At 52.0% G+C, this 23,650-nt stretch carries 18 protein-coding genes and 1 pseudogene; 9 read left to right on the forward strand and 10 right to left on the reverse strand.

Annotated elements, in window-relative coordinates:
• Positions 1 to 2 precede the first annotated feature (2 nt).
• From rutD to GF617_RS08675, 5 genes are all read right to left on the reverse strand, one after another.
• Positions 3 to 803, reverse strand: a complete 801-nt coding sequence (rutD, locus tag GF617_RS08655; RefSeq protein WP_181622997.1) for a pyrimidine utilization protein D — start codon at positions 801 to 803, stop codon at positions 3 to 5.
• Between the two features lie 7 nt (positions 804 to 810).
• The gene (gene rutC, locus GF617_RS08660; protein WP_181622998.1) at positions 811 to 1,197 is read right to left on the reverse strand and encodes a pyrimidine utilization protein C; all 387 of its coding nucleotides are present in this window, start codon (positions 1,195 to 1,197) and stop codon (positions 811 to 813) included.
• Between the two features lie 11 nt (positions 1,198 to 1,208).
• Positions 1,209 to 1,901: a pyrimidine utilization protein B gene (gene rutB, locus GF617_RS08665; protein ID WP_181622999.1), complete on the reverse strand. Its 693-nt coding sequence runs from the start codon at positions 1,899 to 1,901 to the stop codon at positions 1,209 to 1,211.
• Positions 1,901 to 2,992, reverse strand: coding sequence for a pyrimidine utilization protein A (gene rutA / locus GF617_RS08670; protein WP_181623723.1), 1,092 nt, complete (start codon positions 2,990 to 2,992; stop codon positions 1,901 to 1,903). Before rutA ends, rutB begins: the two co-directional genes overlap by 1 nt.
• 321 nt (positions 2,993 to 3,313) lie before the next feature.
• Positions 3,314 to 3,778 (reverse strand): SymE family type I addiction module toxin, encoded by a 465-nt coding sequence (locus tag GF617_RS08675; protein WP_181623000.1) that lies wholly within the window; start codon positions 3,776 to 3,778, stop codon positions 3,314 to 3,316.
• Positions 3,779 to 4,512: 734 nt separating this feature from the next.
• Here GF617_RS08675 and GF617_RS08680 point away from each other — a divergent pair.
• Positions 4,513 to 5,874, forward strand: coding sequence for a YncE family protein (locus tag GF617_RS08680; RefSeq protein ID WP_203451505.1), 1,362 nt, complete (start codon positions 4,513 to 4,515; stop codon positions 5,872 to 5,874).
• A gap of 320 nt (positions 5,875 to 6,194) precedes the next feature.
• Here GF617_RS08680 and GF617_RS08685 read toward each other — a convergent pair.
• Positions 6,195 to 7,097: pseudogene (locus tag GF617_RS08685) on the reverse strand (LysR family transcriptional regulator).
• A gap of 175 nt (positions 7,098 to 7,272) precedes the next feature.
• Between GF617_RS08685 and GF617_RS08690 the strand changes: the two are divergent.
• Complete coding sequence (locus GF617_RS08690) at positions 7,273 to 8,037, forward strand: type 1 glutamine amidotransferase domain-containing protein (protein WP_181623003.1); 765 nt, start codon at positions 7,273 to 7,275, stop codon at positions 8,035 to 8,037.
• Between the two features lie 336 nt (positions 8,038 to 8,373).
• Complete coding sequence (gene rutR, locus GF617_RS08695; protein WP_181623004.1) at positions 8,374 to 9,012, forward strand: HTH-type transcriptional regulator RutR; 639 nt, start codon at positions 8,374 to 8,376, stop codon at positions 9,010 to 9,012.
• On the opposite strand, the gene GF617_RS08700 is transcribed toward rutR, so the two are convergent.
• Both GF617_RS08700 and putA read right to left on the reverse strand, forming a co-directional pair.
• Positions 9,009 to 9,404 carry a lysozyme inhibitor LprI family protein gene (locus tag GF617_RS08700; protein ID WP_181623005.1) on the reverse strand — a complete coding sequence of 132 codons (396 nt, stop codon included), beginning with the start codon at positions 9,402 to 9,404 and terminating at the stop codon, positions 9,009 to 9,011. The two genes, rutR and GF617_RS08700, sit on opposite strands and share 4 nt — an antisense overlap.
• Before the next feature lie 51 nt (positions 9,405 to 9,455).
• Positions 9,456 to 13,418, reverse strand: a complete 3,963-nt coding sequence (gene putA, locus GF617_RS08705) for a trifunctional transcriptional regulator/proline dehydrogenase/L-glutamate gamma-semialdehyde dehydrogenase (RefSeq protein ID WP_203451506.1) — start codon at positions 13,416 to 13,418, stop codon at positions 9,456 to 9,458.
• A gap of 446 nt (positions 13,419 to 13,864) precedes the next feature.
• Here putA and putP point away from each other — a divergent pair, with 446 nt between their 5' ends.
• Positions 13,865 to 15,373, forward strand: a complete 1,509-nt coding sequence (gene putP, locus GF617_RS08710; RefSeq protein WP_181623007.1) for a sodium/proline symporter PutP — start codon at positions 13,865 to 13,867, stop codon at positions 15,371 to 15,373.
• Between the two features lie 112 nt (positions 15,374 to 15,485).
• Positions 15,486 to 15,905: a DUF3574 domain-containing protein gene (locus tag GF617_RS08715; protein ID WP_181623008.1), complete on the forward strand. Its 420-nt coding sequence runs from the start codon at positions 15,486 to 15,488 to the stop codon at positions 15,903 to 15,905.
• Between the two features lie 81 nt (positions 15,906 to 15,986).
• Here the strand turns inward: GF617_RS08715 and GF617_RS08720 are convergent, their stop codons facing one another.
• Entirely contained in the window at positions 15,987 to 17,171 is a 1,185-nt protein-coding gene (locus tag GF617_RS08720) for a NupC/NupG family nucleoside CNT transporter (RefSeq protein WP_203451507.1), read from the reverse strand.
• A 251-nt stretch (positions 17,172 to 17,422) separates the two neighbouring features.
• On the opposite strand from GF617_RS08720, the gene efeU reads away from it, so the two are divergent.
• From efeU to phoH, 4 genes are all read left to right on the forward strand, one after another.
• Positions 17,423 to 18,256 (forward strand): iron uptake transporter permease EfeU, encoded by an 834-nt coding sequence (gene efeU / locus GF617_RS08725; protein ID WP_181623010.1) that lies wholly within the window; start codon positions 17,423 to 17,425, stop codon positions 18,254 to 18,256.
• 41 nt (positions 18,257 to 18,297) lie between these two features.
• Positions 18,298 to 19,425: an iron uptake system protein EfeO gene (gene efeO, locus GF617_RS08730; protein ID WP_181623011.1), complete on the forward strand. Its 1,128-nt coding sequence runs from the start codon at positions 18,298 to 18,300 to the stop codon at positions 19,423 to 19,425.
• 5 nt (positions 19,426 to 19,430) lie between these two features.
• Positions 19,431 to 20,714, forward strand: a complete 1,284-nt coding sequence (gene efeB / locus GF617_RS08735; protein ID WP_203451508.1) for an iron uptake transporter deferrochelatase/peroxidase subunit — start codon at positions 19,431 to 19,433, stop codon at positions 20,712 to 20,714.
• Positions 20,715 to 21,210: 496 nt separating this feature from the next.
• Positions 21,211 to 21,999: a phosphate starvation-inducible protein PhoH gene (gene phoH / locus GF617_RS08740; protein WP_181623724.1), complete on the forward strand. Its 789-nt coding sequence runs from the start codon at positions 21,211 to 21,213 to the stop codon at positions 21,997 to 21,999.
• A gap of 295 nt (positions 22,000 to 22,294) precedes the next feature.
• Here phoH and GF617_RS08745 read toward each other — a convergent pair whose 3' ends face one another.
• Complete coding sequence (locus GF617_RS08745) at positions 22,295 to 23,284, reverse strand: DUF2971 domain-containing protein (protein WP_203451509.1); 990 nt, start codon at positions 23,282 to 23,284, stop codon at positions 22,295 to 22,297.
• Positions 23,285 to 23,650 lie beyond the last annotated feature (366 nt).

Here is a 23,650-nt window from a genome sequence, read left to right on the forward strand (position 1 = left end):
CCTTATAAAACGGGTTCATGGTTGTGCAGCAGGCGGGCCAGCCCGTTCAGCAACAGGGTATTAAAGATATCGGGTTCGGTGACGTTGCAGGCATGTCCTCCCTGGCGCATCACCACTTTTTGGCAACCGGGGATTGCGGCCTGCAACTCAGTTGAACAGACGGCAGGAACCAGCAGGTCGTCAGCGGAGCAGATAACCTGCACAGGACAGCGAATACGGGCAGCCTGACGGCTGAAATCGGCCTGTTTCAGGGCCGCCAGCCTGCGCAGCAGATTGTTTTTGCCCTGGAAATGGGCCAGCGCCAGCGACTCTTCTGCCTCCATGCGCGGTGCGCGAGCAGCCATCCAGTCCGCCGGGTAGAGAAACAGCGGCTGCGCCTCTACCCACGCCTGTGCGCCGCCCGCATGGAGCAGGCGTTCACGGATCTGAAAACAACGACGGGTATGGGCATTCAGCGTGAGCCAGCCGTTGACGCACACCAGAGCGGTAACCGCATCGGGTCTATCGAGCGCCATCTGCAGGCCAACCAGCGCGCCCAGCGCGTGGCCGACCATGCAAAAACGTTGAATGCCTGCCTCTGTGAGTGCCTGAAACAACTCGTCCGCCATGGTGTCCAGGCTGTAGCCTTCCGGGAGTGTGTCGGGGTTATTCCCCGTACCGCGCTGGTCATAACACACCACCTGGTACTCCTGCTCCAGCAGGGCAAGCTGGGGCAACCAGTAGCTGCCACTGCCGCCCAGCCCGGCAATCAGTACCACGACGGGAGCGCCAGAAAAGGGCGGCGGTGAGACGGAAATTTTCACGGCAGCCTCACTTAGCAATATGGGCAATGGTGGCGATTTCGACCAGTGCCTCCGGTTTGACCAGCCCGCACTGAATACAGAACCGCGCTGGTTTGTCGCCAGGGAAAAACTCGGCATAGATTTCGTTAATCGCGGCGTAGTTTTTCCAGTCGGTGATAAAGATGCTGTTGAATGTCACATCCTCCATCGTGCCACCTGCGGTCTCGATAACGCTTTTGATCGTCTCCAGCACGTGGCGGGTTTGCGCCTTTGGGTCGTTGGGGTAGACCACATTATTTTGCTTATCAAACGGCAGCGTGCCGGAAACATACACCACGCCATCGGCGAGTGTGCCGGGGACAAACGGGGCAATGGGGGTGCTCGTGCCCGGTGGAATGATCACGGATTTCGGCATTGTGTTTCTCCTCAGGCAATACGGGCTAATGATGGCGGGGAGAGAGCGTCGCAGAAATCAGCGACAGTGCTTACCCAGCCAAAGAAGGTTTCGATATTGAATAGCGCGGCTTTCTGGGCAAATTCCGGCCCGGCCTGGTGGGTGGCGTCTTCCAGCACCACACCGAAGTATTCAAGGAAGAAACCGTCGCGCAGGGTCGACTCCACACAGACGTTGGTGGCGATGCCGGTAAAGACCAGGTGGCGGATCCCACGGCAGCGCAGCAGGCTGTCGAGCGGGGTGTTGAAAAAACCGCTGTAGCGGGGTTTCGGCAGCACGATATCGCCAGGTTCAGGAACCAGTTCATCAACCAGTTGATAATCCCAGCCGCCTTTTGCCAGCAGCTTGCCCTGGAGATCCGGCTGTTTGCGCATGGTTTTCAGGGCGTTGGACTTGTGGAAGTTAGGAGAGCCGGGGCCACCCGCCTCCACATACTGATCGTCCCAGCCGTTCTGGAACCAGATAATCAGCATTCCCGCAGCGCGTGCGGCAGCGACAGCCGTTTTAATGTTCTCAATAACGGGTTTCGTCGCGGAGACATCAAAGCCTGCCAAATCCAGGTAACCGCCCTGGCTGGCATAGGCGTTTTGCATATCCACCACGATCAGGGCACTTTTTTGTGCCTCAAAGGTAATGGCTTCCGGGCGAGCGTCGAGCGTGGTCATTACGCGACCTCCTTCGTGACAGCAGGGATGTGTGAGCGGCACTGCATCAGCGGTTGAATGCGCTCGCCGAAGGTTTCAACACCGGTCAGAAAATCGTCAAAGGTCAACAGAACACCTTCTGCCCCTGGCACGTTAGCCACGTCGTCTAGCATTCGTGCCACACTGGCGTAAGAGCCGACCAGCGTGCCCATATTGATGTTGACTGCTGAAGTCGGGTCAGCCATCTGGCGAACGTTGGTATCGGAGCCGGAGCGGGTATCTTTCTGGCTCTGCTCGGTGAGCCAGCTCAGGGCTTCGTCATCGGCGCCATCCTTGTAGCATTCCCATTTTGCGCGCGCAGCGTCGTCGGTTTCGTCGGCGATCACCATAAACAACACGTAGGAACCCACGTCACGTCCGGTTTTGTCGGCGGCGTCTTTCATGCGTGCGGCGGTTGGCGCGAAGGCTGTCGGGGTATTAACGCCTTTTCCGAAGCAGAAGTTGAAGTCCGCGTATTTTGCAGAGAATTCCATGCCAGCATCGCTCTGTCCGGCACAGATAACCTTCATCGGCACAGAGGGCTGTGGGCTGACACGGCAATCATTCATGGTGAAGTAGTCGCCTTTGAAGTCGCTCTTGCCAGTTCCCCACAGATCGCGCAATACCTGGACGTACTCCGTCAGGTACTCATAGCGACGGGAAAAGTATTCGTCGCCCGGCCAAATCCCCATCTGGTCATATTCTGGCTTTTGCCAGCCGGTGACGAGGTTAACGCCAAAACGGCCACCTGAGATGGAGTCGATGGTTGATGCCATTCGCGCCACAATGGCCGGGGGCAGGGTGAGGGTGGCTGCTGTTGCGTAAATCTGGATGCGCGATGTCACGGCTGCCAGCCCTGCCATCAGGGTGAAGGACTCCAGATTGTGATCCCAGAATTCGGTCTTGCCGCCAAAACCGCGCAGTTTGATCATCGACAGCGCAAAATCGAAATGGTAATGCTCGGCTTTCTGCACAATCGCCTTATTCAGCTCAAAGGTTGGCATGTACTGCGGCGCGGTGGTGGAGATCAGCCAGCCGTTGTTACCAATAGGTACGAATACGCCAATTTTCATCACGAACCTCTCTTCATCTCTGTATGGGGTGAAAGTCAGACGTGGCGCTGCATCCTGCATATCCTGTTCAGCCTCGTGAACAAGGTTTTGCAAAGGAGATGCCAGTTTTGAAAATGACTGTGTTATTAATGTGTTAACGCAAAGTTGATGAAATGAAGGCTAAAAAAACGGACTAAATGGTCAAAAACATTGCACAGAAATCAGGCGTTCATGCGCGATTGAGGTGCAGGGCATGATGAAGGGAATGCAGCAAGGGAGGGTGAAAAAGGGCGGGGGAAAGTGGCAACGATCCCGGCCCTGACCGGGATCGCAGGTTAGCGTTTACCGGGGCTTCACAGGCCCGTTCACGCGTTTGTGCTCCGGCTGATCGCCCGTATCATTAAGCGCCCCCGGGAATGTCGCCAGCCACGCTTTCACCTTGAGCTTATTGGTATGCACTGCGCTTAACCCTTCTAAACAGCCCCATAGCTCGCGCGTATTCTGCGGGGTGATCACAATGCAATCCGGCATCACGCGGATTTTTACCGCGCGGCCATACGCAAACCCGGCGCGGGACAGCCACTCCCCGGACAGCGGCAGATAATTGTTCTCCATTCGCGTATACAGCTCACCGCAGGATGAACCCGTCTCATCCCTCGCGTGAACACGCCCGGAATGGGTGGGATCCCCATGCAACGTCCGTGGGTTCTTTTTGCGTACCTGCTCGCGAATTTCTTCACCATTTTCAAATACTGCATTTTCCGTTTGGGCAACAGCCCGCTCTGGCATAAAATTCTTCGCAGCCATATTCAACTCCTGTTTAGTTGTTTTGTGGTTAGCGGTATAAAGGTGCTGTTACACCTTTTTACCGCGATCTCGTTTATCTACTTTCCTGTCTAAAACTCACTGCTTGTGTTGGGTGGTTTCACTACGCCGATTATACCCTTATGGATAAATACACAGGGGTAAAATGGTCGGGGAAATAGTGAAAATGCGAGGCGGCTCGAGGAAAGGTGTGGGGGGACTTGAGGGGCTGGTTTGAGCGAGGAATGGACCTTCTCGCCCTATACGGATAGAAAGCAAAAATTGATGTTCCAACTTCCTGATAATTAGTTTTTTGCAACAATCACGACAGTAGCTTTTAATATTCTTATTACTCATTTTTCATCTTTTAATTTTAAACGCCCAGGCGTTATTCAGCGTGAACACTCCATTGTTATTACAAGCTGTCACAGAATATTAAGTTTAATATACATAATTCTACATCGTTTTTTCGCAGCTAACATTTCTAATGGTTGAATCTTAAGGTGTCCCTCCTGCCCACCCTATCCAAAACCCACACCACGTTTCCCCGCGATACAGTAAAGGCCCATCATTTAAGATACCACTCAAAACAGTAATGATAACTATTTGCATCAGTGTGCTATGTTGAACGCGCTTAAAACAAGATCTGGTTCTCATGGCGGAAGATAAGACTCATCGCGTGGGAAAACCCTGTGGCTGCGTTGAGAAGCAGCATCAATACAATTTATGGAGAGAAGATGAGAAGAATTTCAGTCTGGTCAGTGCTGTTGGCCTCAGCTATTGCGATATCAACTGCCACAACGGCATACGCCGATAGCCAATGGACAGCCGCCACCACGACCTTTCCTGGTAGCATCCGTGCCGGGTCACGGGAAGTTCCCGTCAAGCCCGGAGATAAAACGGTTATAGCCATTAAGAGCTTGCAGGCGGGCACGACCGTCACCATTCTCAATGGTGTTGAAGTCCTGACACCGAAACCACTGACCGCCGACGAGAAGGGAAACCTCAATATTCCGTTGACCGTTCCGGCCGATGCCGCAACAGGCCTTCATCCACTCACTGTTATTACGCAAAACCCCGCGAGCGTTTCGCAGGTCATGTTGAAATTGTCCCAGATTGTCCCGCCAAAAAACACGGAGGCTTTCAGGCTGCAAACAACGTCCGTCGGTGAGCGGGCTTACCAGTCGGCAGTGTCGGCTGACGGAAAACTGTTCGTGACCTCTGCACGCGGCCCGAAGGATGGTAGCCGCCTAATGAGACTGAATGCCAGAACCCTGGCTGTCGAAGCGGAGGCAACACTGCCTAAAGACAAAAAGGGTGAGCAGATTGGTGTCTTCGGCGTCGGTGTTGATAATGCCCATAATCAGGTCTGGACGACGAACACCCTTGCCGAGACGGTGACCGTCTATGACGCAAAAACGCTTTCCGTTGTGAAGGTTTTCCCGGAGGGATCGGTCTCGCATCCACGCGATGTGGTTATTGATGAAGACAACAATCGGGCCTATGTCAGCGCGGCGCTGACCGGTTTTGTCGAAGTGTATGACACCAAAACGCTGGAGCACATCGGTCAGTTGGAGTTTGTGGTGGAGCGTGGCAAAAACCTGTTTAACAGTACCGATCTTATCCTCGATAGCGCTGGCGGCAAGCTCTACGGCGTCAGCCGCGATACGCCATGGGTAGGCTGGATTGATCTCAAAACCGGCAAGAGTACGACGGTGAAAGTACCTCAGGCGCAGGGCGCAACCGACATCGCTCGCGATCCGCAGACTGGCCGTCTGTATGTCGCGTCCCAGGAGACGAACAATGTCGTGGTTCTTGATGCGGACGGTAAGGTACTTGCGGATACCTATATTGGTGCCGGGGGAGTATCTGTCGTCTGGGATCCGGTGACATCGCAGGTTTTCGCCGCCACGCGTGCAGGCGGAACCGTAGCAGTGCTGAACAAGGACGGTAAACTGGTCGCTAATATCCCGGTGGATGATACGCCAAACAACCTGACCGCCGGGCCTGATGGCGCAGTTTATCTGGTGTCTATGTATGGCTCGACCGGGGATAAAGTTCAGACAGGCTCAGTGACGAAAATCACCGCCAAAAAATAACGGCATGAGTCCGCCTGGTTAGTCGCAGGCAGGTCAGCCTGGCATTATTATTAACCCCCTGTCACCTGTGGGCCGGGGGTATGTTTTAGCATATCTGATCGGTATTCACATTTTTTTACTCGTGGCTGATTGACGTCCATAGCGAGCAATCAACACAACGTTCCAACAAATACCCCGCGTTGCAATGTCTGCTGTACCAGGCAGCCCATATGCGAGTGTCTAAGAGGCTACTTTGAGCGAGGGGCGGACGTTACTTTAATGATCAAAAGGCATGAGGCAGAGTACTCGATGTAAAGGATGGCCACGAACACATTAGCGATTCAGGTTGTTATTAATTCTGAGCATAAGTCGATAAATGCACGAAGTTTGGGTTGATTTCTGGCTGCTCTGGAAAAATAAAGGAATAGTCCATCGTTACCCGGAGAAAGATCCAGCAAGGCCGCGTCCAGAGAACCATTAGCCAGTTCACGAGAAGTGTGAAAGGTGGAGGAATAAATCAACCCTGCACCCCTCACCGCGAGGCTACGCATTAATTCTCCGTCATTCACGGTAATCAACCCACGAGGCTCAAACTTTTTATTTTCATTGTCTTCAATAAACTCCCAGCGATAAACATCCCCTTTTTCAGGACGACGAAAGCGAATGCATTCATGTTGTTCGAGGTCTTGCGTTTTTTTCGGCTTTCCATATTTTTGGAAATATTCGGGAGAACCGAATACCGCCCACCTGAATGGCGGTGAGAGTCTGATGGCAATCATGTCCTGCTCAATATATGAACCGATCATAATTCCTGCATCATAACCCTCTGAAACGAAATTCTCGTGTCGGTTACTTACCGTAATATCAATATGTATATTCGGCCATGCCTCTCTGAATGCAGGTAAAAGAGGTTCGAGAACATGAGGGAGCGCAAGGCGTTCTACAATCAGTTTCAGCGTTCCTGTTGGCAACTTTGCTGATTGCGCGACGTCTTCAAAACTCGTTGCAATTATCTGGGCTGCTGGGGTGATTTGCTAAAGAAGATGCTCGCCTGTTTCCGTTAGTGACATTCTGCGCGTCGTCCTATGGAAAAGTGGCGCTCCAAGGCGATGTTCAAGCCGTTGCAAAGCCAGACTTACAGCGCCCGGCGTTTTGCCCATATCAAGAGCTGCCTTTCTAACGCTCAAGCGCTTTGCAATGGCCAGAAACTCGTTTAAACCGTCAAAGATATCGGACTGACCCATGTAGCCTCTTGTCATATTATTTCTAAAACTTTGGAGATAACTTCATAGTAACATTAAGCAACAATGCAGAGTTATTACATCGTTTTTTTAAACACATTGTCCTTTTTTTACCGTCTGTTGGGCGCTACTTCTTTCAGTTAGAGTCGACTTACACGACCCACTGGAGAAATTACCTGTGACAATTTTGAAATTCTGTACATGCCTTTTTGCATCAGTTCTGTTCTGCGCGGTGTCTCCTCTTGCTCTTGCTCAAATCAGCGTAAAGGGAGAAAAAGTCCTTATTGTGGTATCCAGTCTGGATAAAAAAACGCCGGATCTGGTCGGGGGATTTTGGTTTCCTGAATTAACTCATCCTGTCGAAGTTTTTGATAAAGCGGGTGTGAGTTATGATATTGCAAGCCCTAAAGGTGGACTACCTCCCTTCGACGGGTTCGATCTGAAGGATCGGGCTAATCTCGATTTTTGGACGAATCCTGAGCACCGTAATAAATTAGCCAATTCTATTGCTCTGGAAAAAGTGAATCCAGAAAATTACAGCGCGATTCTGCTTGTCGGGGGACATGGTCCAATGTGGGATTTTGTTAATAACCCGCAACTGATCCATATTGTCAGAACTATGTATGAGCACAACAGCATCATCAGTGCCGTTTGCCACGGGCCTGCCGGGCTGTTGAACGTTAAGCTCAGCAATGGCGAACTGTTGATCAAAGGACGTCATCTGACCGGATTTACCGCAGAAGAAGAAGCATATCGGCACTACGATAAAATTGTTCCATTTGAGCTGGAAGCGGCGTTAGAAAAAGATGGAGCACTCTTCGAGGAGGCTCCGATTTTCGAAAATAAAGTGGTTGTCGACGGGCGATTGATTACGGGACAGAACCCGGCATCGGCTAAAGCACTGGGCGAGGCTGTGGTAAATGCTCTACAAAAGAAAGTCTGATTAGCGTTTACAGTTTGCGTCAGGAGCGTTTTCCTGACGCATAACTATCTTTCAGGTCCGTGATAATTCTTTTTTGGTATGCCTCCGAATAATCTACAAAATGTCCGCTCCTGGCACATACCCGCCATTCCGGTCCCCCTCAACCGACCCACTAAAACCCCCAGTCAACCCCAGATATGACTCCTGCCTCCGTTTTCAATCATTTCCCCCCTACAACCCATCTCACACCACAACACATTCCCCTCATCAATTTTGCACAGCCCCTGCGCTACAGAATGTCGAGAGAAAGCAGGGGTTTTGCTATGCTGATGGCTAAGCAAAATAAGGAGAGCGGGTATGACACAAGGTGCAGTGAAAACAGCGGGTAAACGGTCCCAGGCGGTGAGCGCCAAGAAAAAGGCCATCCTGGGAGCGGCGCTGGACACCTTTTCGCAGTTTGGTATTCATGGCACTCGCCTTGAACAGGTGGCGGAGCAGGCTGGGGTATCAAAGACCAACTTGCTGTATTACTACCCGTCTAAAGAGGCGCTCTACGTTGCGGTGCTGCAACAGATTCTGGACATCTGGCTCGCCCCGCTTAAGGCGTTTCGCGAAGAGTTCACCCCGCTGGTGGCGATAAAAGAGTACATCCGCCTCAAGCTTGAGGTATCGCGTGATTACCCGCAGGCATCGCGATTATTCTGTCTGGAGATGTTGCAGGGAGCGCCGTTGCTGAAGGCCGAGCTGACGGGAGACTTAAAACAGCTGGTTGCCGATAAATCCGCCATTATTGCCGGATGGGTTGCCAACGGGAAACTTGCACCGGTCGATCCGCATCATCTGATCTTCATGATCTGGGCCTCAACCCAGCATTATGCTGATTTTGCGGCCCAGGTTGAGGCTGTCACGGGCAAAACGTTGCAGGACGAAGCCTTTTTCCAGAATACCCTGGAAAACGTACAGCGGATGATTATTGAAGGGATCCGTGTGCGTTAGTTTGCCGGGGGAAGAGGGCAACTTAAATCGCCTTCTTCACACTGCATCAGTGAGGCGAGAAACGCTTCGCGCTCGACCGTTTTTTCCGCCAGGCACTGGTTAACGATCATCGGTTGAACGCTGCCGCCTTCCGTGCCTGAGCCGATAAACGCGCAATCGGCATCACGTAGGGTGATCCACGCCTGTTGTGCTTTTTTCAGCAGATCCCGCTGTGGTGCAGCGGCACGCTTTAACGCGGCCTGCCAGGTCTGGTTTAGCTTTTTATCGGCTGCCTGATATTGCTGTGCTGTACAGGTGTTCAGTTCCAGTTGCGTGCTGGCGTTGGCACACTCGTCTGCCAGCGCACTGGTGCTCAGCAGCAATGCCGCGCCTGCGATAAGAAATCGTTTCATAAACTCCCCGAATAAAAAAAGCTCCGTCTCCGGAGCCTTATTAGCACAGCGTTAGCCGATTGTCATCAGGCTGGCGTTCCCCCCAGCGGCGGCAGTATTGACGCTGAGCGAGCGTTCGATATAGAGGCGCTCCAGCAGGAGATTGGTTTCTCCCCGGGCAAAGCCCTGCACCGAGACAATCGCTCCGCTGCGTGCCGCGACCTGCTCGCACAGCGCACGAAGCTGGTCAGAATCCCCGTGGTAGATCACCGCATCAAACGGTTGGGTGAACAGGACATCTGATTGGGCAAAGTGAATGCGCGACGCGACCTCTTTGGGCAACTGTTTCGCCAGATCGCGGTGCAGACCCTCTTCCGGCCACAAGACTTCGCACCCCGTCGCGACCGCCGCAGCCAGTTGAACCAGAGCATCCTGTTCGTTATCTGCAACACACAACACCCGCTCGCGCGGCATTAATGTCCAGGTGTTGCGTTCTCCGGTTGGGCCTGGCAGCAGGCGTTGTGTCCCGGCTTGCGCGAGCTCACCAAACTGCTGACACAGGGTGCGCAGTTCCGGGCGTTTATCTGCCCATGTGATGAGTGCATCCAGCGGCTGCGTGAGGATTGCCTTGAGCTGAGCATCCACCGGATGTTCTGCGTCCTGGCGTGCGAGGGTGATGCTGAGCGCATTTTCCGGGCGATGAGCCAGCAAACGGTAGAGGTAAAGTGGACCACCGGCTTTCGGACCTGTGCCCGATAAACCTTCTCCTCCGAAAGGCTGTACGCCAACCACTGCGCCCACCATGTTACGGTTGACGTACAGGTTACCGACGTTGGCGCTACCGGTTACCTGGGCGATGGTTTCGTCTATACGGGTATGTACTCCCAGCGTTAAGCCGTAACCTGACGCATTAATCTGCTCGATCAACTGATCCAGATTATTGCGGTTGTAACGCACTACGTGCAGAACCGGGCCAAAGATCTCTTTTTTCAGTTCATCAAAACTCGCCAGTTCAATCAGCGTGGGCGGAACAAAGGTTCCGGCTTGCCACTCACGGGCATCTTCGCTGTTCTCACGGATGGCCTGGAATACCGGACGGCCTTTGGCACGCATGGCCTGAATGTGGTTCTCGATATTGCCTTTGGCTTCTGCGTCGATGACCGGGCCGATATCGGTGGTGAGCCGCCCTGGGTTACCCATGCGGCATTCTGCCATTGCACCACGCAGCATCTTCAGCGTGTGGTCGGCAACATCATCCTGTATGCACAGCACACGCAGGGCAGAGCAACGTTGTCCCGCACTGTCAAAAGCGGAAGCCAGTACGTCGACGACGACCTGTTCGGTCAGGGCCGATGAGTCGACAATCATGGCGTTCATCCCGCCCGTTTCGGCAACCAGCGGCGTTGGACGACCCTGCGGATCCAGGCGAGTGGCAATGTTGCGTTGCAGAAGCGTGGCGACTTCGGTCGAGCCCGTAAACATGACGCCGCGCACGCGGTTATCGGCCGTCAGCTTCGCGCCGACCGTTTCACCCCGGCCTGGCAGCAACTGCACCACGCCTGCCGGTACACCCGCTTCAAGGAGAATGTTGATCCCCTGGGCGGCAATCAGCGGAGTCTGTTCCGCCGGTTTTGCCAGCACACTGTTACCTGCGGCAAGTGCGGCAGCGATTTGTCCGGTAAAGATCGCCAGCGGGAAGTTCCACGGGCTAATACAGACCACCGGGCCAAGCGGGCGGTGGGTTTCATTGTCGAAATCATCACGAACCTGACCGGCGTAGTAATGCAGGAAGTCGACCGCTTCGCGCACTTCGGCAATCGCGTTGCTGAAGGTTTTACCGGCTTCACGTACCAGAATGCCAATCAGCTGCTGCATCTGATCTTCCATCAACACGGCAGCCCGCTCCAGAATGGCGGCACGCTCTTGTGGCGGGGTCGCGAACCAGATCGGCGCATTGTTCACTGCGCTGTTAAGGGCCAGATCCACTTCCTGCTCCGTCGCTTCGCGTACGTAACCGACGGTGTCTTTTGGCTCGGCCGGGTTAATCACCGGCTGCATTTCCCCGTCAGCTACCGGCTCTTCAAGGATCGGTTTGGCCTGCCATTTTTGCAGGGCGCTGTTAAGCAGGGCGGAAGAGAGCGATGCCAGGCGGTGTTCGTTCGCCAGATCCAGGCCTGCGGAGTTCACGCGACCTTTACCATACAGCTCGCGCGGCAGGGCAATCTTCGGATGCGGCAGACCAATCTGGCCTTCCTGAGCGGCCATTTTCTCAACAGCCTGTACCGGATCGGCAACCAGTTCGTCGAGCGGCAACGAGGTATCGGCAATTCGGTTAACGAAGGAGGTGTTCGCCCCGTTCTCCAGCAGACGGCGAACCAGATAGGCCAGCAGCGTTTCGTGTGTGCCGACAGGGGCATAAATACGGCATGGGCGGTTCAGTTTTCCGTCCGCCACTTTCCCGGTGACCTGTTCATACAGCGGTTCACCCATGCCATGCAGACACTGGAATTCGTATTGCCCTGGGTAGTAGTTTTGCCCGGCCAGGCTGTAGATGGCTGCCAGCGTGTGGGCGTTGTGTGTTGCGAACTGCGGGTATATCAGGTTCGGTACGCCGAGCAGTTTCTTCGCACAGGCAAGGTAAGAGACATCGGTGTACACCTTACGGGTATAGACCGGATAGCCTTCCAGACCGTCCATCTGTGCGCGTTTGATTTCGCTATCCCAGTACGCCCCTTTCACCAGACGGATCATCAGGCGACGGCGGCTGCGGGTGGCGAGGTCAATCAGGTAGTCAATGACAAACGGGCAGCGTTTCTGGTAAGCCTGAATGACAAAGCCAATCCCGTTCCAGCCTGCCAGTTCGGGTTCGAAACAGAGTTTTTCCAGCAGGTCGAGGGAGATCTCCAGGCGGTCAGCTTCTTCCGCATCAATGTTGATCCCGATATCGTACTGACGCGCCAGCAGGGTCAGGGATTTCAGGCGTGGGTAAAGCTCTTCCATCACGCGGTCATACTGGGCACGACTGTAGCGTGGGTGCAGGGCGGAGAGCTTAATGGAGATGCCCGGACCTTCATAAATACCGCGTCCATTAGAGGCTTTACCGATGGCGTGGATCGCCTGCTGGTAGGACACCATGTACGCTTGTGCGTCGGCAGCGGTCAGCGCCGCTTCGCCCAGCATATCGTAGGAGTAACGGAAACCTTTATCTTCCAGTTTACGGGCGTTGGCCAGCGCTTCGGCGATGGTCTCCCCGGTGACGAACTGCTCGCCCATCAGACGCATCGCCATATCCACACCCTTGCGGATCAGCGGCTCGCCGCTTTTACCGATAATGCGGTTCAGTGAGCGGGAGAGATTGGCTTCGTTATGGGTTGAAACGAGCTTGCCGGTAAACAGCAGTCCCCAGGTGGCGGCGTTAACAAACAGCGACGGGCTGCGGCCAATGTGTGAGTGCCAGTTACCGTTGCTGATTTTGTCGCGGATCAGGGCGTCGCGGGTGGCTTTGTCAGGAATACGCAACAGCGCTTCTGCCAGACACATAAGGGCAACCCCTTCCTGTGAGGAGAGAGAAAATTCCTGTAGCAGGCCCTGCACCATGCCAGCACGACCGGTGGCGGATTTCTGGTTACGCAGTTTGTCAGCGAGCTGGTACGCCAGGTTGTGTGCTTGCGCGGCGATGGTTTCAGGCAGGCGGGCCTGTTCCAGCAGCATGGGGACGGCGTCGGTTTCCGCGCGGCGGTATGCGCCGGTGATCGCCGCCCGGCTCACGGACTGGGGCAGGATCTGCTCGGCAAATTCCAGGAAGGGCTGGTGGTTTTCTTCTGTATTGCTGGTGGCATCATCACTTTCGTTTGCCGCGCCCGCCAGCAGGGCGGGTAACTCCGGCAGGCCGTCTTCGCTTTCCAGCCTTTCGAGATAATTGAAAATCGCCTGCTTAATTAACCAGTGTGGTGTGCGGTCAATACGGGTCGCTGCGGTTTTAATTCTTTCGCGTGTTGCGTCATCCAGCTTAACCCCCATGGTGGTCATGCCCATGCCAAAACTCCTGTTGTTCGGTATTGATGTTCTGTCGATAGCGTGAAATATCCACCATGTTGCAACTTTGTGCAACCGTGTTAAATGTGACATGGTTTGCAAGCTGGAAAATGAATGGATTGTTAATAGACGGTTAGCTGGAAAAATTAGCTGGCATGTGCCTTCAAAGCCTGTTTTTATGCGGGAGTTAACACTTTTAAAAGGTGCAACCCGTAAAAGCGTGAGCGAGTGCAACCTATAGGAAAGACCTATAAAACCAGGGATGAATTTGATGTAAATGCAGTGTTAAATCGTTTGTCAGCGGGATGCGTATACGGCAGGATAGCGCGCCCAACAGAAGCTCATATACCCTGAAGCATGACGGGTAGACACACATCACCACGTTCCGGTGATGACATAACAAGGCAGCCCGGATGGTTGTCGCACGACAATTTTGGAGAGTTTGAATGGCAATTAGCACACCGATGCTGGTGACATTTCTCGTTTATATCTTTGGCATGATCCTGATAGGGTTTTTGGCATGGCGGTCGACGAAGAACTTCGATGACTATATTTTGGGTGGCCGCAGTTTAGGCCCGATGGTGACCGCACTTTCTGCGGGTGCATCCGACATGAGCGGGTGGCTGCTGATGGGGTTACCAGGGGCGATTTTCATCTCAGGTATTTCAGAAAGCTGGATCGCCATTGGTTTGACGCTGGGGGCGTGGATCAACTGGAAACTGGTGGCAGGGCGCCTGCGTGTGCACACCGAAGCTAACAATAATGCCCTGACGCTGCCGGATTATTTCACCGGCCGTTTTGAAGATAAGAGCCGTATTCTGCGCATTATCTCTGCTGTGGTTATTCTGGTGTTCTTCACTATCTATTGTGCCTCCGGCATTGTGGCCGGTGCGCGTCTGTTCGAAAGTACCTTTGGTATGAGCTACGAAACGGCGCTATGGGCCGGAGCGGCCGCAACGATCCTCTATACTTTTGTGGGCGGCTTCCTGGCCGTTAGCTGGACCGATACCGTTCAGGCAAGTCTGATGATTTTTGCGCTGATCCTGACGCCAGTGATCGTGATTATTACCGTGGGTGGCTTTGGCGATTCGCTGGAAGTGATCAAGCAAAAGAGCATCGAAAACGTTGATATGCTGAAAGGCCTGAACTTTGTCGCCATCGTTTCCCTGATGGGCTGGGGCCTGGGCTACTTCGGTCAGCCGCATATCCTGGCACGCTTTATGGCGGCAGATTCCCACCACACCATCGTTCACGCGCGTCGTATCAGTATGACCTGGATGATCCTCTGCCTGGCAGGGGCGTGTGCGGTAGGCTTCTTCGGTATTGCCTACTTCAATAACAACCCGGCACAGGCAGGCGCGGTGAACCAGAACGCCGAGCGCGTGTTCATCGAGCTGGCGCAAATCCTGTTCAACCCGTGGATTGCCGGTATTCTGCTGTCGGCGATTCTGGCGGCAGTGATGTCAACCCTGAGCTGTCAGTTGCTGGTCTGCTCCAGTGCGATTACGGAAGACCTGTACAAGGCGTTCCTGCGTAAAGGGGCAAGCCAGACCGAGCTGGTGTGGGTAGGGCGTTTCATGGTGCTGGTGGTGGCGCTGATCTCTATCGCGCTGGCGGCAAACCCTGAAAACCGTGTTCTCGGCCTGGTGAGCTATGCCTGGGCGGGCTTCGGTGCGGCGTTTGGCCCTGTAGTGCTCTTCTCTGTGCTGTGGTCGCGTATGACGCGAAATGGTGCACTCGCCGGGATGATCATTGGCGCGGTAACGGTTATCGTCTGGAAACAGTTCGCGTGGCTGGGGCTGTATGAAATCATCCCAGGCTTTATCTTCGGCAGCGTCGGTATTGTGGTGTTCAGCCTGCTGGGCAAAGCGCCATCAGCGGCAATGCAAAAACGCTTTGCTGAAGCGGATGCGCATTACCACTCTGCACCTCCGTCTAAACTGCAGCCTGAGTAATTCCTCTTCTTACTCTGACCCTCTCCCTTTGGGAGAGGGAACAAACCCCTCTTGCTAAATTCCGCAATTTACGTTGATATCGCTGTGCTTATAACAATGAGGATAGCGAATAATGACAATCAAAACAGGGCTTATGGCGGCTGCACTTTTGATGCTGGCTGGCTGCAATGCACCATCGCAACATGCTGCGGTTGATACCTGCAAAGCGGACAACCAGATGCAGCAAACCACGCTCTATTTCGGGCTGAGCCGCCCGGCAGGGAAAGACATTACGGGTCAGGAATGGCAGCAGTTTGTTGACCAGGATGTGACGCCGCGTTTTCGTGATGGTTTAACGGTGTTTGATGCACGCGGTCAATGGCTGGGTAACGACGGAAAAGTGGCTCGTGAGCAGAGTAAGGCGCTGATGCTGATCCACGGCAAAGACGCGCAGAGTGAGAAGAGTATTGAGGCATTGCGTGGGATCTATAAATCACGCTTTGCGCAGGAGTCGGTGATGCGTGTCGATCAACCGGTGTGTGTACAGTTCTGATAAAACTCGCCGGGTGGCCTGGCGCTTACCCGGCTTGTCAAACCGGCAGGCCCGCGCAAGCGCCAGGCCGCCGGGCATAAATTACAGCACTAAACCGGCAAAGCTCGCGGACAGCAGACTGACCAGCGTTGCGCCATACACCAGACGCAGACCGAAGCGAGAGACCATGTTCCCTTGTTTTTCGTTCAGGCCTTTAATGGCGCCAGCCACAATACCGATTGACGCAAAGTTAGCGAAAGAGACCAGGAATACAGAGAGAATACCCAGACCACGTGGTGTCATCTGACTGGCAATTTTTTGCAGTTCAATCATCGCCACAAATTCATTTGCCACCAGCTTGGTTGCCATAATACTGCCTGCATTTAACGCATCGCTCAGTGGAATACCGATAAGCCACGCCAGAGGATAAAACACATAGCCCAGGATCTGCTGGAAGCTCATGCCAAATACGCTGGAGAAGAGGGCGTTGATGGCACTAATAAGGGCAATAAAGCCAATCAGCATCGCCAGAATAATCATCGCTACTTTAAAGCCGGCCAAAATATACTCGCCCAGCATCTCAAAGAAACTCTGCGACTCGTGCAGTTTTTCCAGATGAATATCCGGCTCGCCTTCCGGACGCGCCGGGTTAATGACAGACAGAATAATAAAGGTACTGAACATGTTCAGAATGAGCGCAGCAACGACAAATTTTGCATCGAGCATCGTCATGTAGGCTCCGACAATCGACAAGGATACGGTCGACATTGCGGTAGCTGCCATGGTGAACAGGCGACGGGAGGAGAGATCGCCCAGTACGCCTTTGTAGGCAATGAAGTTTTCTGATTGCCCTAAAATAAGCGAACTCACCGCGTTAAAGGACTCCAGTTTACCCATCCCATTCAGTTTCGACAGCAGCGTGCCGATGACCCGGATAAAGATCGGTAAAATCCGCCAGTGCTGAAGGATACCAATCAGGGCAGAAATAAAAATAATGGGGCAAAGTACGCCAAGGAATATGAATGCCAGCCCTTTTTCACCCATGCCACCAAAGACAAAATTGGTCCCTTCCGAGGCGAATTTAAGCAGTGATTCAAAGAAGCCGGAGACATATTTAATAATGAATAACCCGCTTTCGGCATGCAGGAAAAAGAATGCCAGCGCAATTTCAATAACAATAAGCTGTAAAACGAAGCGAATACGAATTTTTCGGCGGTCAAAACTCACCAGCCAGGCAAGCGCAAGAATAATGACCAGCGCCAGCAGGAAATGGACAAAGTTATACATGATGAATGTTCAGTTGGTTTGCGAGCCGCATATTTAGCCACAGCTGTGATTAACCGTAAATGGGCATTTGGGTTATAAGTTATAAATACAACGATAACGGGTGAAACTATTAATCAGCGAGTGATTTACATCTCGTCATCAAAACACCACACATTTCACTTGTGTTTCTGTGTGGCGTAATGATAATCACTATCACATGAATTTACTTTTCTTTGCATCAGTTGACTGCGATTAACAATTAAGGTGTCGGCATGTTTGTTCCATTTCTCATTATGTTGCGTGAAGGCCTTGAAGCGGCTCTCATCGTCAGCCTTATCGCCAGTTACCTGAAACGCACTCAGCGAGGACGCTGGATTGGGGTGATGTGGATTGGGGTGATCCTCGCCGCTGCCCTGTGTCTTGGGCTGGGGATCCTGATCAACGAAACCACCGGTGAATTCCCGCAAAAAGAGCAAGAGCTGTTTGAAGGCATTGTTGCGGTGATTGCGGTGGTCATCCTGACCTGGATGGTGTTCTGGATGCGTAAAGTGTCCCGCAATGTGAAGGTTCAACTGGAGCAGGCCGTTGATAATGCCCTGCAAAAAAGCAACAACCACGGCTGGGCATTGATCATGATGGTCTTTTTTGCTGTGGCGCGCGAAGGCCTGGAATCGGTCTTTTTCCTGTTAGCTGCTTTCCAGCAAGATGTGGGTATTTGGCCGCCGCTTGGCGCAATGCTGGGGCTGGCAACGGCCGTGGTATTAGGATTCTTGCTCTATTGGGGCGGTATTCGTCTTAACCTGGGCGCATTCTTCAAGTGGACAAGTCTGTTTATTCTGCTGGTTGCTGCAGGCCTGGCGGCAGGAGCTATTCGCGCCTTCCATGAGGCGGGTCTGTGGAACCACTTCCAGGATGTTGCGTTCGATCTCAGTAACGTTCTCACCACCCATTCTCTGACCGGGACGCTGCTCGAAGGTATTTTCGGGTATCAGGAAACGCCGAGCGTCAGCGAAGTGGCGATGTATTTCATCTATCTCATTCCGGCGCTGGTGCTGTTCTTTATGCCATCACGCCCCAGCACTCAGCCGTCGCGTACTGCGCCCTGAAGTGCTACGTCGTTACAACATACTTAAGAAAGGGAAGGGTCATGGCAATTCATTTTCGTCGTAGTGCGTTACAGGTTGGTGTGGCAGCGCTGTTTGCGTCTGCTTTCTCAGCAGGCGCGGCAGATATTCCGCAGGTTAAAGTTACCGTGAATGACAAACAGTGTGAGCCGATGACTGTCACGGTCAACAGCGGTAAAACGCAGTTTATTATTCAGAACCATAGCCAGAAGGCGCTGGAATGGGAAATCCTCAAAGGCGTAATGGTGGTGGAGGAGCGTGAAAATATCGCGCCTGGCTTTACCCAGAAAATGACGGCCAACCTGCAGCCGGGTGAATACGACATGACCTGTGGTCTGCTGACCAACCCGAAAGGCAAGCTGATTGTGAAGGGCGAAGCGACAGCCGATGCAGCCAAAAGTGAAGCCTTGCTGAGCCTGGGCGGAGCGATTACGGCGTATAAAGCCTATGTCACGAAAGAGACTGCTGACCTTGTGACCGGGACGAAAGCCTTTACCGACGCGGTGAAAGCTGGTGATATCGAAAAAGCGAAAGCCCTGTATGCGCCAACTCGCCAGCACTACGAGCGCATTGAACCGATTGCAGAACTGTTCTCTGACCTGGATGGCAGCATCGACGCCCGTGAAGATGACTACGAGCAGAAAGCGGCTGATCCTAAATTCACCGGTTTCCACCGTCTGGAAAAAGCCCTGTTTGGCGACAACTCCACCAAAGGGATGGAGAAGTATGCTGAGCAACTGAATACTGACGTGCTGGAACTGCAAAAACGCATCAGCGAACTGGCCTTCCCACCGTCAAAAGTGGTGGGTGGTGCGGCGGGGCTGATTGAAGAAGTGGCAGCCAGCAAAATCAGCGGTGAAGAAGATCGCTACAGCCATACCGACCTGTGGGACTTCCAGGCAAACGTGGAAGGCGCGCAGAAAATTGTCGACCTGCTGCGTCCTCAGTTGCAGAAAGATAACAGCGAACTGCTGGCTAAAGTGGATGCGAACTTCAAGAAAGTGAACACCATTCTGGCGAAATACCGTACCAAAGACGGTTATGAAACCTATGACAAGCTGACCGATGCCGACCGTAATGCGCTGAAAGGCCCAATTACGACCCTGGCGGAAGATCTGGCTCAGTTGCGCGGCGTTCTGGGTCTGGACTAAGTACGATGAGCAAGAATGATGAATACGACGTTGCTGAACCCTCACGACGTCGGTTGCTGAAAGGGGTAGGGGCGCTTGGCGGCGCGCTTGCTCTGGCTGGCGGTTGCCCGGTGGCACATGCGGCAAAACCGCAAAGTGCCCCAGGCACACTTTCGCCTAACGACCGTATGGAAACGCAGCCTTTTTATGGCGAACACCAGTCAGGTATTTTGACGCCGCAGCAGGCGGCGATGATGCTGGTGGCTTTCGATTCTCTGGCGAGTGATAAAGCGGATCTGGAACGTCTGTTCCGTTTGCTGACGAAACGCATTGCCTTTCTTACGGCAGGCGGCCCTGCACCGGATACGCCTAACCCGCGTTTGCCGCCGATGGACTCTGGTATTCTGGGGCCGTTTATTGCTCCTGATAACCTGACCATCACTGTTTCTGTTGGGGAGTCATTGTTTGATGCGCGTTACGGCCTGGCGAAACAGAAGCCGAAAGCGCTGCAAAAAATGACGCGTTTCCCGAATGATTCGCTGGATGCTGCCCTGTGTCACGGCGATCTGTTGCTGCAGATCTGTGCTAATACCCAGGACACGGTGATCCACGCTCTGCGCGATATCATCAAGCACACGCCGGATCTCCTGAGCGTACGCTGGAAGCGGGAAGGTTTTATCTCTGACCATGCAGCCCGCAGTAAGGGCAAAGAGACGCCGGTTAACCTGCTGGGCTTTAAAGACGGCACGGCGAACCCGGACAGCACGGATTCGGCCTTAATGAAAGAGGTGGTGTGGGTGACGGCCAACCAGGGTGAACCTGCGTGGGCCGTGGGCGGCAGCTACCAGGCTGTGCGTATCATTCAGTTCCACGTCGAGTTCTGGGACAGGACGCCGCTTAAAGAGCAGCAGACTATCTTTGGTCGTGACAAGCAAAGTGGTGCGCCGCTCGGCATGAAAAACGAGCACGATGTACCTGACTATGCGCGCGATCCTGAAGGGGACACCATTGCCCTGGACAGCCATATTCGGCTGGCGAACCCGCGCACGAAGGAGACGCAGTCGAACCTGATGATGCGCCGCGGGTATAGTTACTCGCTTGGTGTGACTAACTCCGGGCAACTGGATATGGGCTTGCTGTTTGTCTGCTATCAGCACGATCTGGAGAAGGGCTTTTTAACTGTGCAGAAGCGGTTAAATGGCGAAGCGCTGGAAGAGTATATTAAGCCGATTGGCGGTGGTTATTTCTTTGCCTTGCCAGGGCCTCACGATCAAAAAGTGTATCTTGCACAAGGGCTTATCGAAGCCTGAGACCTATCCCGCTCGCCCGAGCGGGATATTATTTTTTCGTATGACTATCCCACTGTTATATTTCTGTAATATCCCTGTAAGAGACTGATTACGCTGTAGGGACAGTCTGTAAGTTGCATCAAGGTAAAATAAATGTTGCATTTATGATAATCCTTGGTGTACTTAATATAAGACAGCGGTAGTTCCCGGCAGTGATACTGAATCACTATGGAGATCGCGAATGGTTGCGTCCTGTACTGGACAAGGTAAACACAACAACCGCAGCACCCGGCGCGGAGGCTCAGACTCCGGCAGCGATTTCTTCACCACAAAATTCTCCCCTCCCACAAAACATCATCATTCTACCGACGTGCAAAATGGTGCGCGTAGCCGTTCTGTATCGTCATCCGGAAATACAAGCAATGGCTTACAAGGAAGCCAACCCTCAGATGTTCGTGCGCATAATCGTGCCGTGACAGGCGCGTGTGATGAATACCAACAACTCAAGGTGCTATCCATGGGAAGACAGAAAGCAGTGATCAAAGCTCGTCGTGAAGCAAAACGTGTGCTGAGACGGGATTCACGCAGCCATAAACAGCGTGAAGAAGAATCGGTCACCTCGCTTGTGCAGATGAGTGGCGTAGAAGCAATTGGCATGGCGCGGGACAGCCGTGATAATTCACCAATTGTGGCGCGCAATGACGCTCAGGCGCACTACCTGAATGCTATCGAGAGTAAACAGCTGATCTTTGCAACCGGCGAAGCCGGATGCGGGAAAACCTGGATTAGTGCAGCCAAAGCGGCGGAGGCTCTGATCCATAAGGACGTGGACAGGATTATTGTCACTCGTCCGGTACTGCAAGCTGATGAAGATCTCGGCTTCTTGCCCGGAGACATATCGGAGAAGTTTGCCCCGTATTTCAGACCGGTTTACGACGTACTGGTGAAACGACTGGGTGCTTCTTTTATGCAGTACTGCCTGCGACCAGAGATTGGCAAGGTGGAAATCGCGCCGTTCGCCTATATGCGCGGACGTACATTTGAAAATGCGGTCGTTATTCTTGACGAGGCTCAGAACGTGACCGCTGCGCAAATGAAGATGTTTTTAACGCGCCTCGGGGAAAACGTGACGGTTATCGTCAATGGCGATATTACTCAATGCGACCTGCCGTCCGGTGTGAAATCTGGACTGAGCGATGCAATGTCACGTTTTGTTGAAGACGATATGGTGGGTGTGGTGCGTTTCACTAAAGATGACTGCGTCCGTTCGGCGCTGTGCCAACGCACGCTGAACGCGTACTACTGAGTATGCTGTTGTGTTCAAGGCCCGGGAAACCGGGCTTTGTTTTTGGGCAATTCAATTCGTGTGCAGTAAGGATCTTTTTTGCCTTCCTTGATTTTTGTGAGGTTTAGGGGGGGGCTTGAATAAAATGAAGCAAAGTAGATGATTTAATAGAGTTTCTGACACACATTCAGTGCGGTCACTGTGACACTTACTACGACATTAGAGGAATTATTCTTGATTTAAATGTTTTTTTGATAAAAATTGTATTCATAATATATCGATCACTTTATACAATAATTTAAGGTTTTTATTTATATTAATTAGGCATTTTTATGACCTCTATATTATAAAATCCAGATTGATGTAAAAAATTTTCTATATCGTGAATTAATTGTTTATTGTGTTTTCCTAGCACAATTCGTTTGATATGAGCAAATGGATAGCAGTTTGACATGATTAACTCATGTTTTTTCTGAAATGGCAGTGGCCATGTTTCTTTCTCCAATGGGTTAAGATGCAGGGGGATGTATTTCCTGCTATTAACTTTTAAATCATCTATATTGTAAAAAAATTTATTAAAATAAAAGGTGAGGTCCTGTGAGGTTCCTGTATGTGACAAGCTGAATAAGAACCGTGTCTCTTCTTCTTTAGCATAATCAGTTTCAGAAATCAGTTTAAAACTTGATGATAAGTTGAAGATGATCAGTTGTATCCAGGTAGCGCAGTTTTGATCTTTATGTTTTTCTTTTTTGAATTGCTCAAGTTCTGCTTTCAACAATTCATTATAACTGTTAAAGCTGTAATGAATTGGACGTAATGGTAAATTGTTAATATACCCTGTAAGGTAAGGGACTATAGTATCTCTGGTATCCCAGGAAATCACCTGTGGGTGAAAATCATCGTTATATGGTGATATATTTTCTTCCATTTCATTTTTACTGAATTCAATAGCCACACCAGTATTATTATTCGCATAGTTATCCCAAAGATATTCATTTTCAATATTACGACAAAGTGAAAGTATATAGAAATAAAAAACGTCTTGCAAAATGGCATCTGTTTTATTTATTTTTTCAATTTCTTTAAGAATGTTTTTCTTTGCAACGGTGAACGAATTAATTAATGTGTCATTATTTTCTATTGAAGATATTATATCGTCGACAACTAAGATTGATGCTTCAAGGCCGGCTATGACTTCCTGTGTATCTTTCATGCTAAACGCATTAAACATGAAGATTTTTTTTGATTTGATAATGCTAACAAAATTATCATAGGTAGTGAAATGATACAGGCTATCGTTTTCCATTTCTATGTCCTTTTAATCAATCCATCTGAGTTTGTAAAATACGTGGTTTTTATGTTTTTGCACAATACATTTCTGAGGACTCTGAAAAGGCAAAGCAAATTTGCGTTAAGGCACAATTGAAAGCCACTTTTCAAGTGAAAAAATAAACCATCTACAATACAAAAAAACCGATGCAACGTTATATTTTAATTATGTTGAGAAATCTGTCAATGAATAGAAAGCACAGTTTCGTCACCAATTACCGCCCCCGGCCGGGGCTTCTCATCCCCCCGCAGGTGTGCAACATGCGAAAAAAAAGCCCGTACTTGCGTACGAGCTCTTTCTCAAATATGGCGGTGAGGGGGGGATTGACTCGCTTCGCTCGCC

The sequence above is a fragment of the Lelliottia sp. RWM.1 genome (assembly GCF_016859735.1).
GTDB lineage: Bacteria > Pseudomonadota > Gammaproteobacteria > Enterobacterales > Enterobacteriaceae > Enterobacter.

Excerpts from the sequence above, each read along its gene's own strand:
- rutC (WP_181622998.1), bottom strand. The coding sequence starts at position 1,197 with ATGCCGAAATCCGTGATCATTCCACCGGGCACGAGCACCCCCATTGCC.
- rutB (WP_181622999.1), bottom strand. The coding sequence starts at position 1,901 with ATGACCACGCTCGACGCTCGCCCGGAAGCCATTACCTTTGAGGCACAA.
- rutA (WP_181623723.1), bottom strand. The coding sequence starts at position 2,992 with ATGAAAATTGGCGTATTCGTACCTATTGGTAACAACGGCTGGCTGATC.
- GF617_RS08675 (WP_181623000.1), bottom strand. The coding sequence starts at position 3,778 with ATGGCTGCGAAGAATTTTATGCCAGAGCGGGCTGTTGCCCAAACGGAA.
- GF617_RS08680 (WP_203451505.1), top strand. The coding sequence starts at position 4,513 with ATGAGAAGAATTTCAGTCTGGTCAGTGCTGTTGGCCTCAGCTATTGCG.
- rutR (WP_181623004.1), top strand. The coding sequence starts at position 8,374 with ATGACACAAGGTGCAGTGAAAACAGCGGGTAAACGGTCCCAGGCGGTG.
- GF617_RS08700 (WP_181623005.1), bottom strand. The coding sequence starts at position 9,404 with ATGAAACGATTTCTTATCGCAGGCGCGGCATTGCTGCTGAGCACCAGT.
- putA (WP_203451506.1), bottom strand. The coding sequence starts at position 13,418 with ATGGGCATGACCACCATGGGGGTTAAGCTGGATGACGCAACACGCGAA.
- putP (WP_181623007.1), top strand. The coding sequence starts at position 13,865 with ATGGCAATTAGCACACCGATGCTGGTGACATTTCTCGTTTATATCTTT.
- GF617_RS08715 (WP_181623008.1), top strand. The coding sequence starts at position 15,486 with ATGACAATCAAAACAGGGCTTATGGCGGCTGCACTTTTGATGCTGGCT.
- GF617_RS08720 (WP_203451507.1), bottom strand. The coding sequence starts at position 17,171 with ATGTATAACTTTGTCCATTTCCTGCTGGCGCTGGTCATTATTCTTGCG.
- efeU (WP_181623010.1), top strand. The coding sequence starts at position 17,423 with ATGTTTGTTCCATTTCTCATTATGTTGCGTGAAGGCCTTGAAGCGGCT.
- efeO (WP_181623011.1), top strand. The coding sequence starts at position 18,298 with ATGGCAATTCATTTTCGTCGTAGTGCGTTACAGGTTGGTGTGGCAGCG.
- efeB (WP_203451508.1), top strand. The coding sequence starts at position 19,431 with ATGAGCAAGAATGATGAATACGACGTTGCTGAACCCTCACGACGTCGG.
- phoH (WP_181623724.1), top strand. The coding sequence starts at position 21,211 with ATGGGAAGACAGAAAGCAGTGATCAAAGCTCGTCGTGAAGCAAAACGT.
- GF617_RS08745 (WP_203451509.1), bottom strand. The coding sequence starts at position 23,284 with ATGGAAAACGATAGCCTGTATCATTTCACTACCTATGATAATTTTGTT.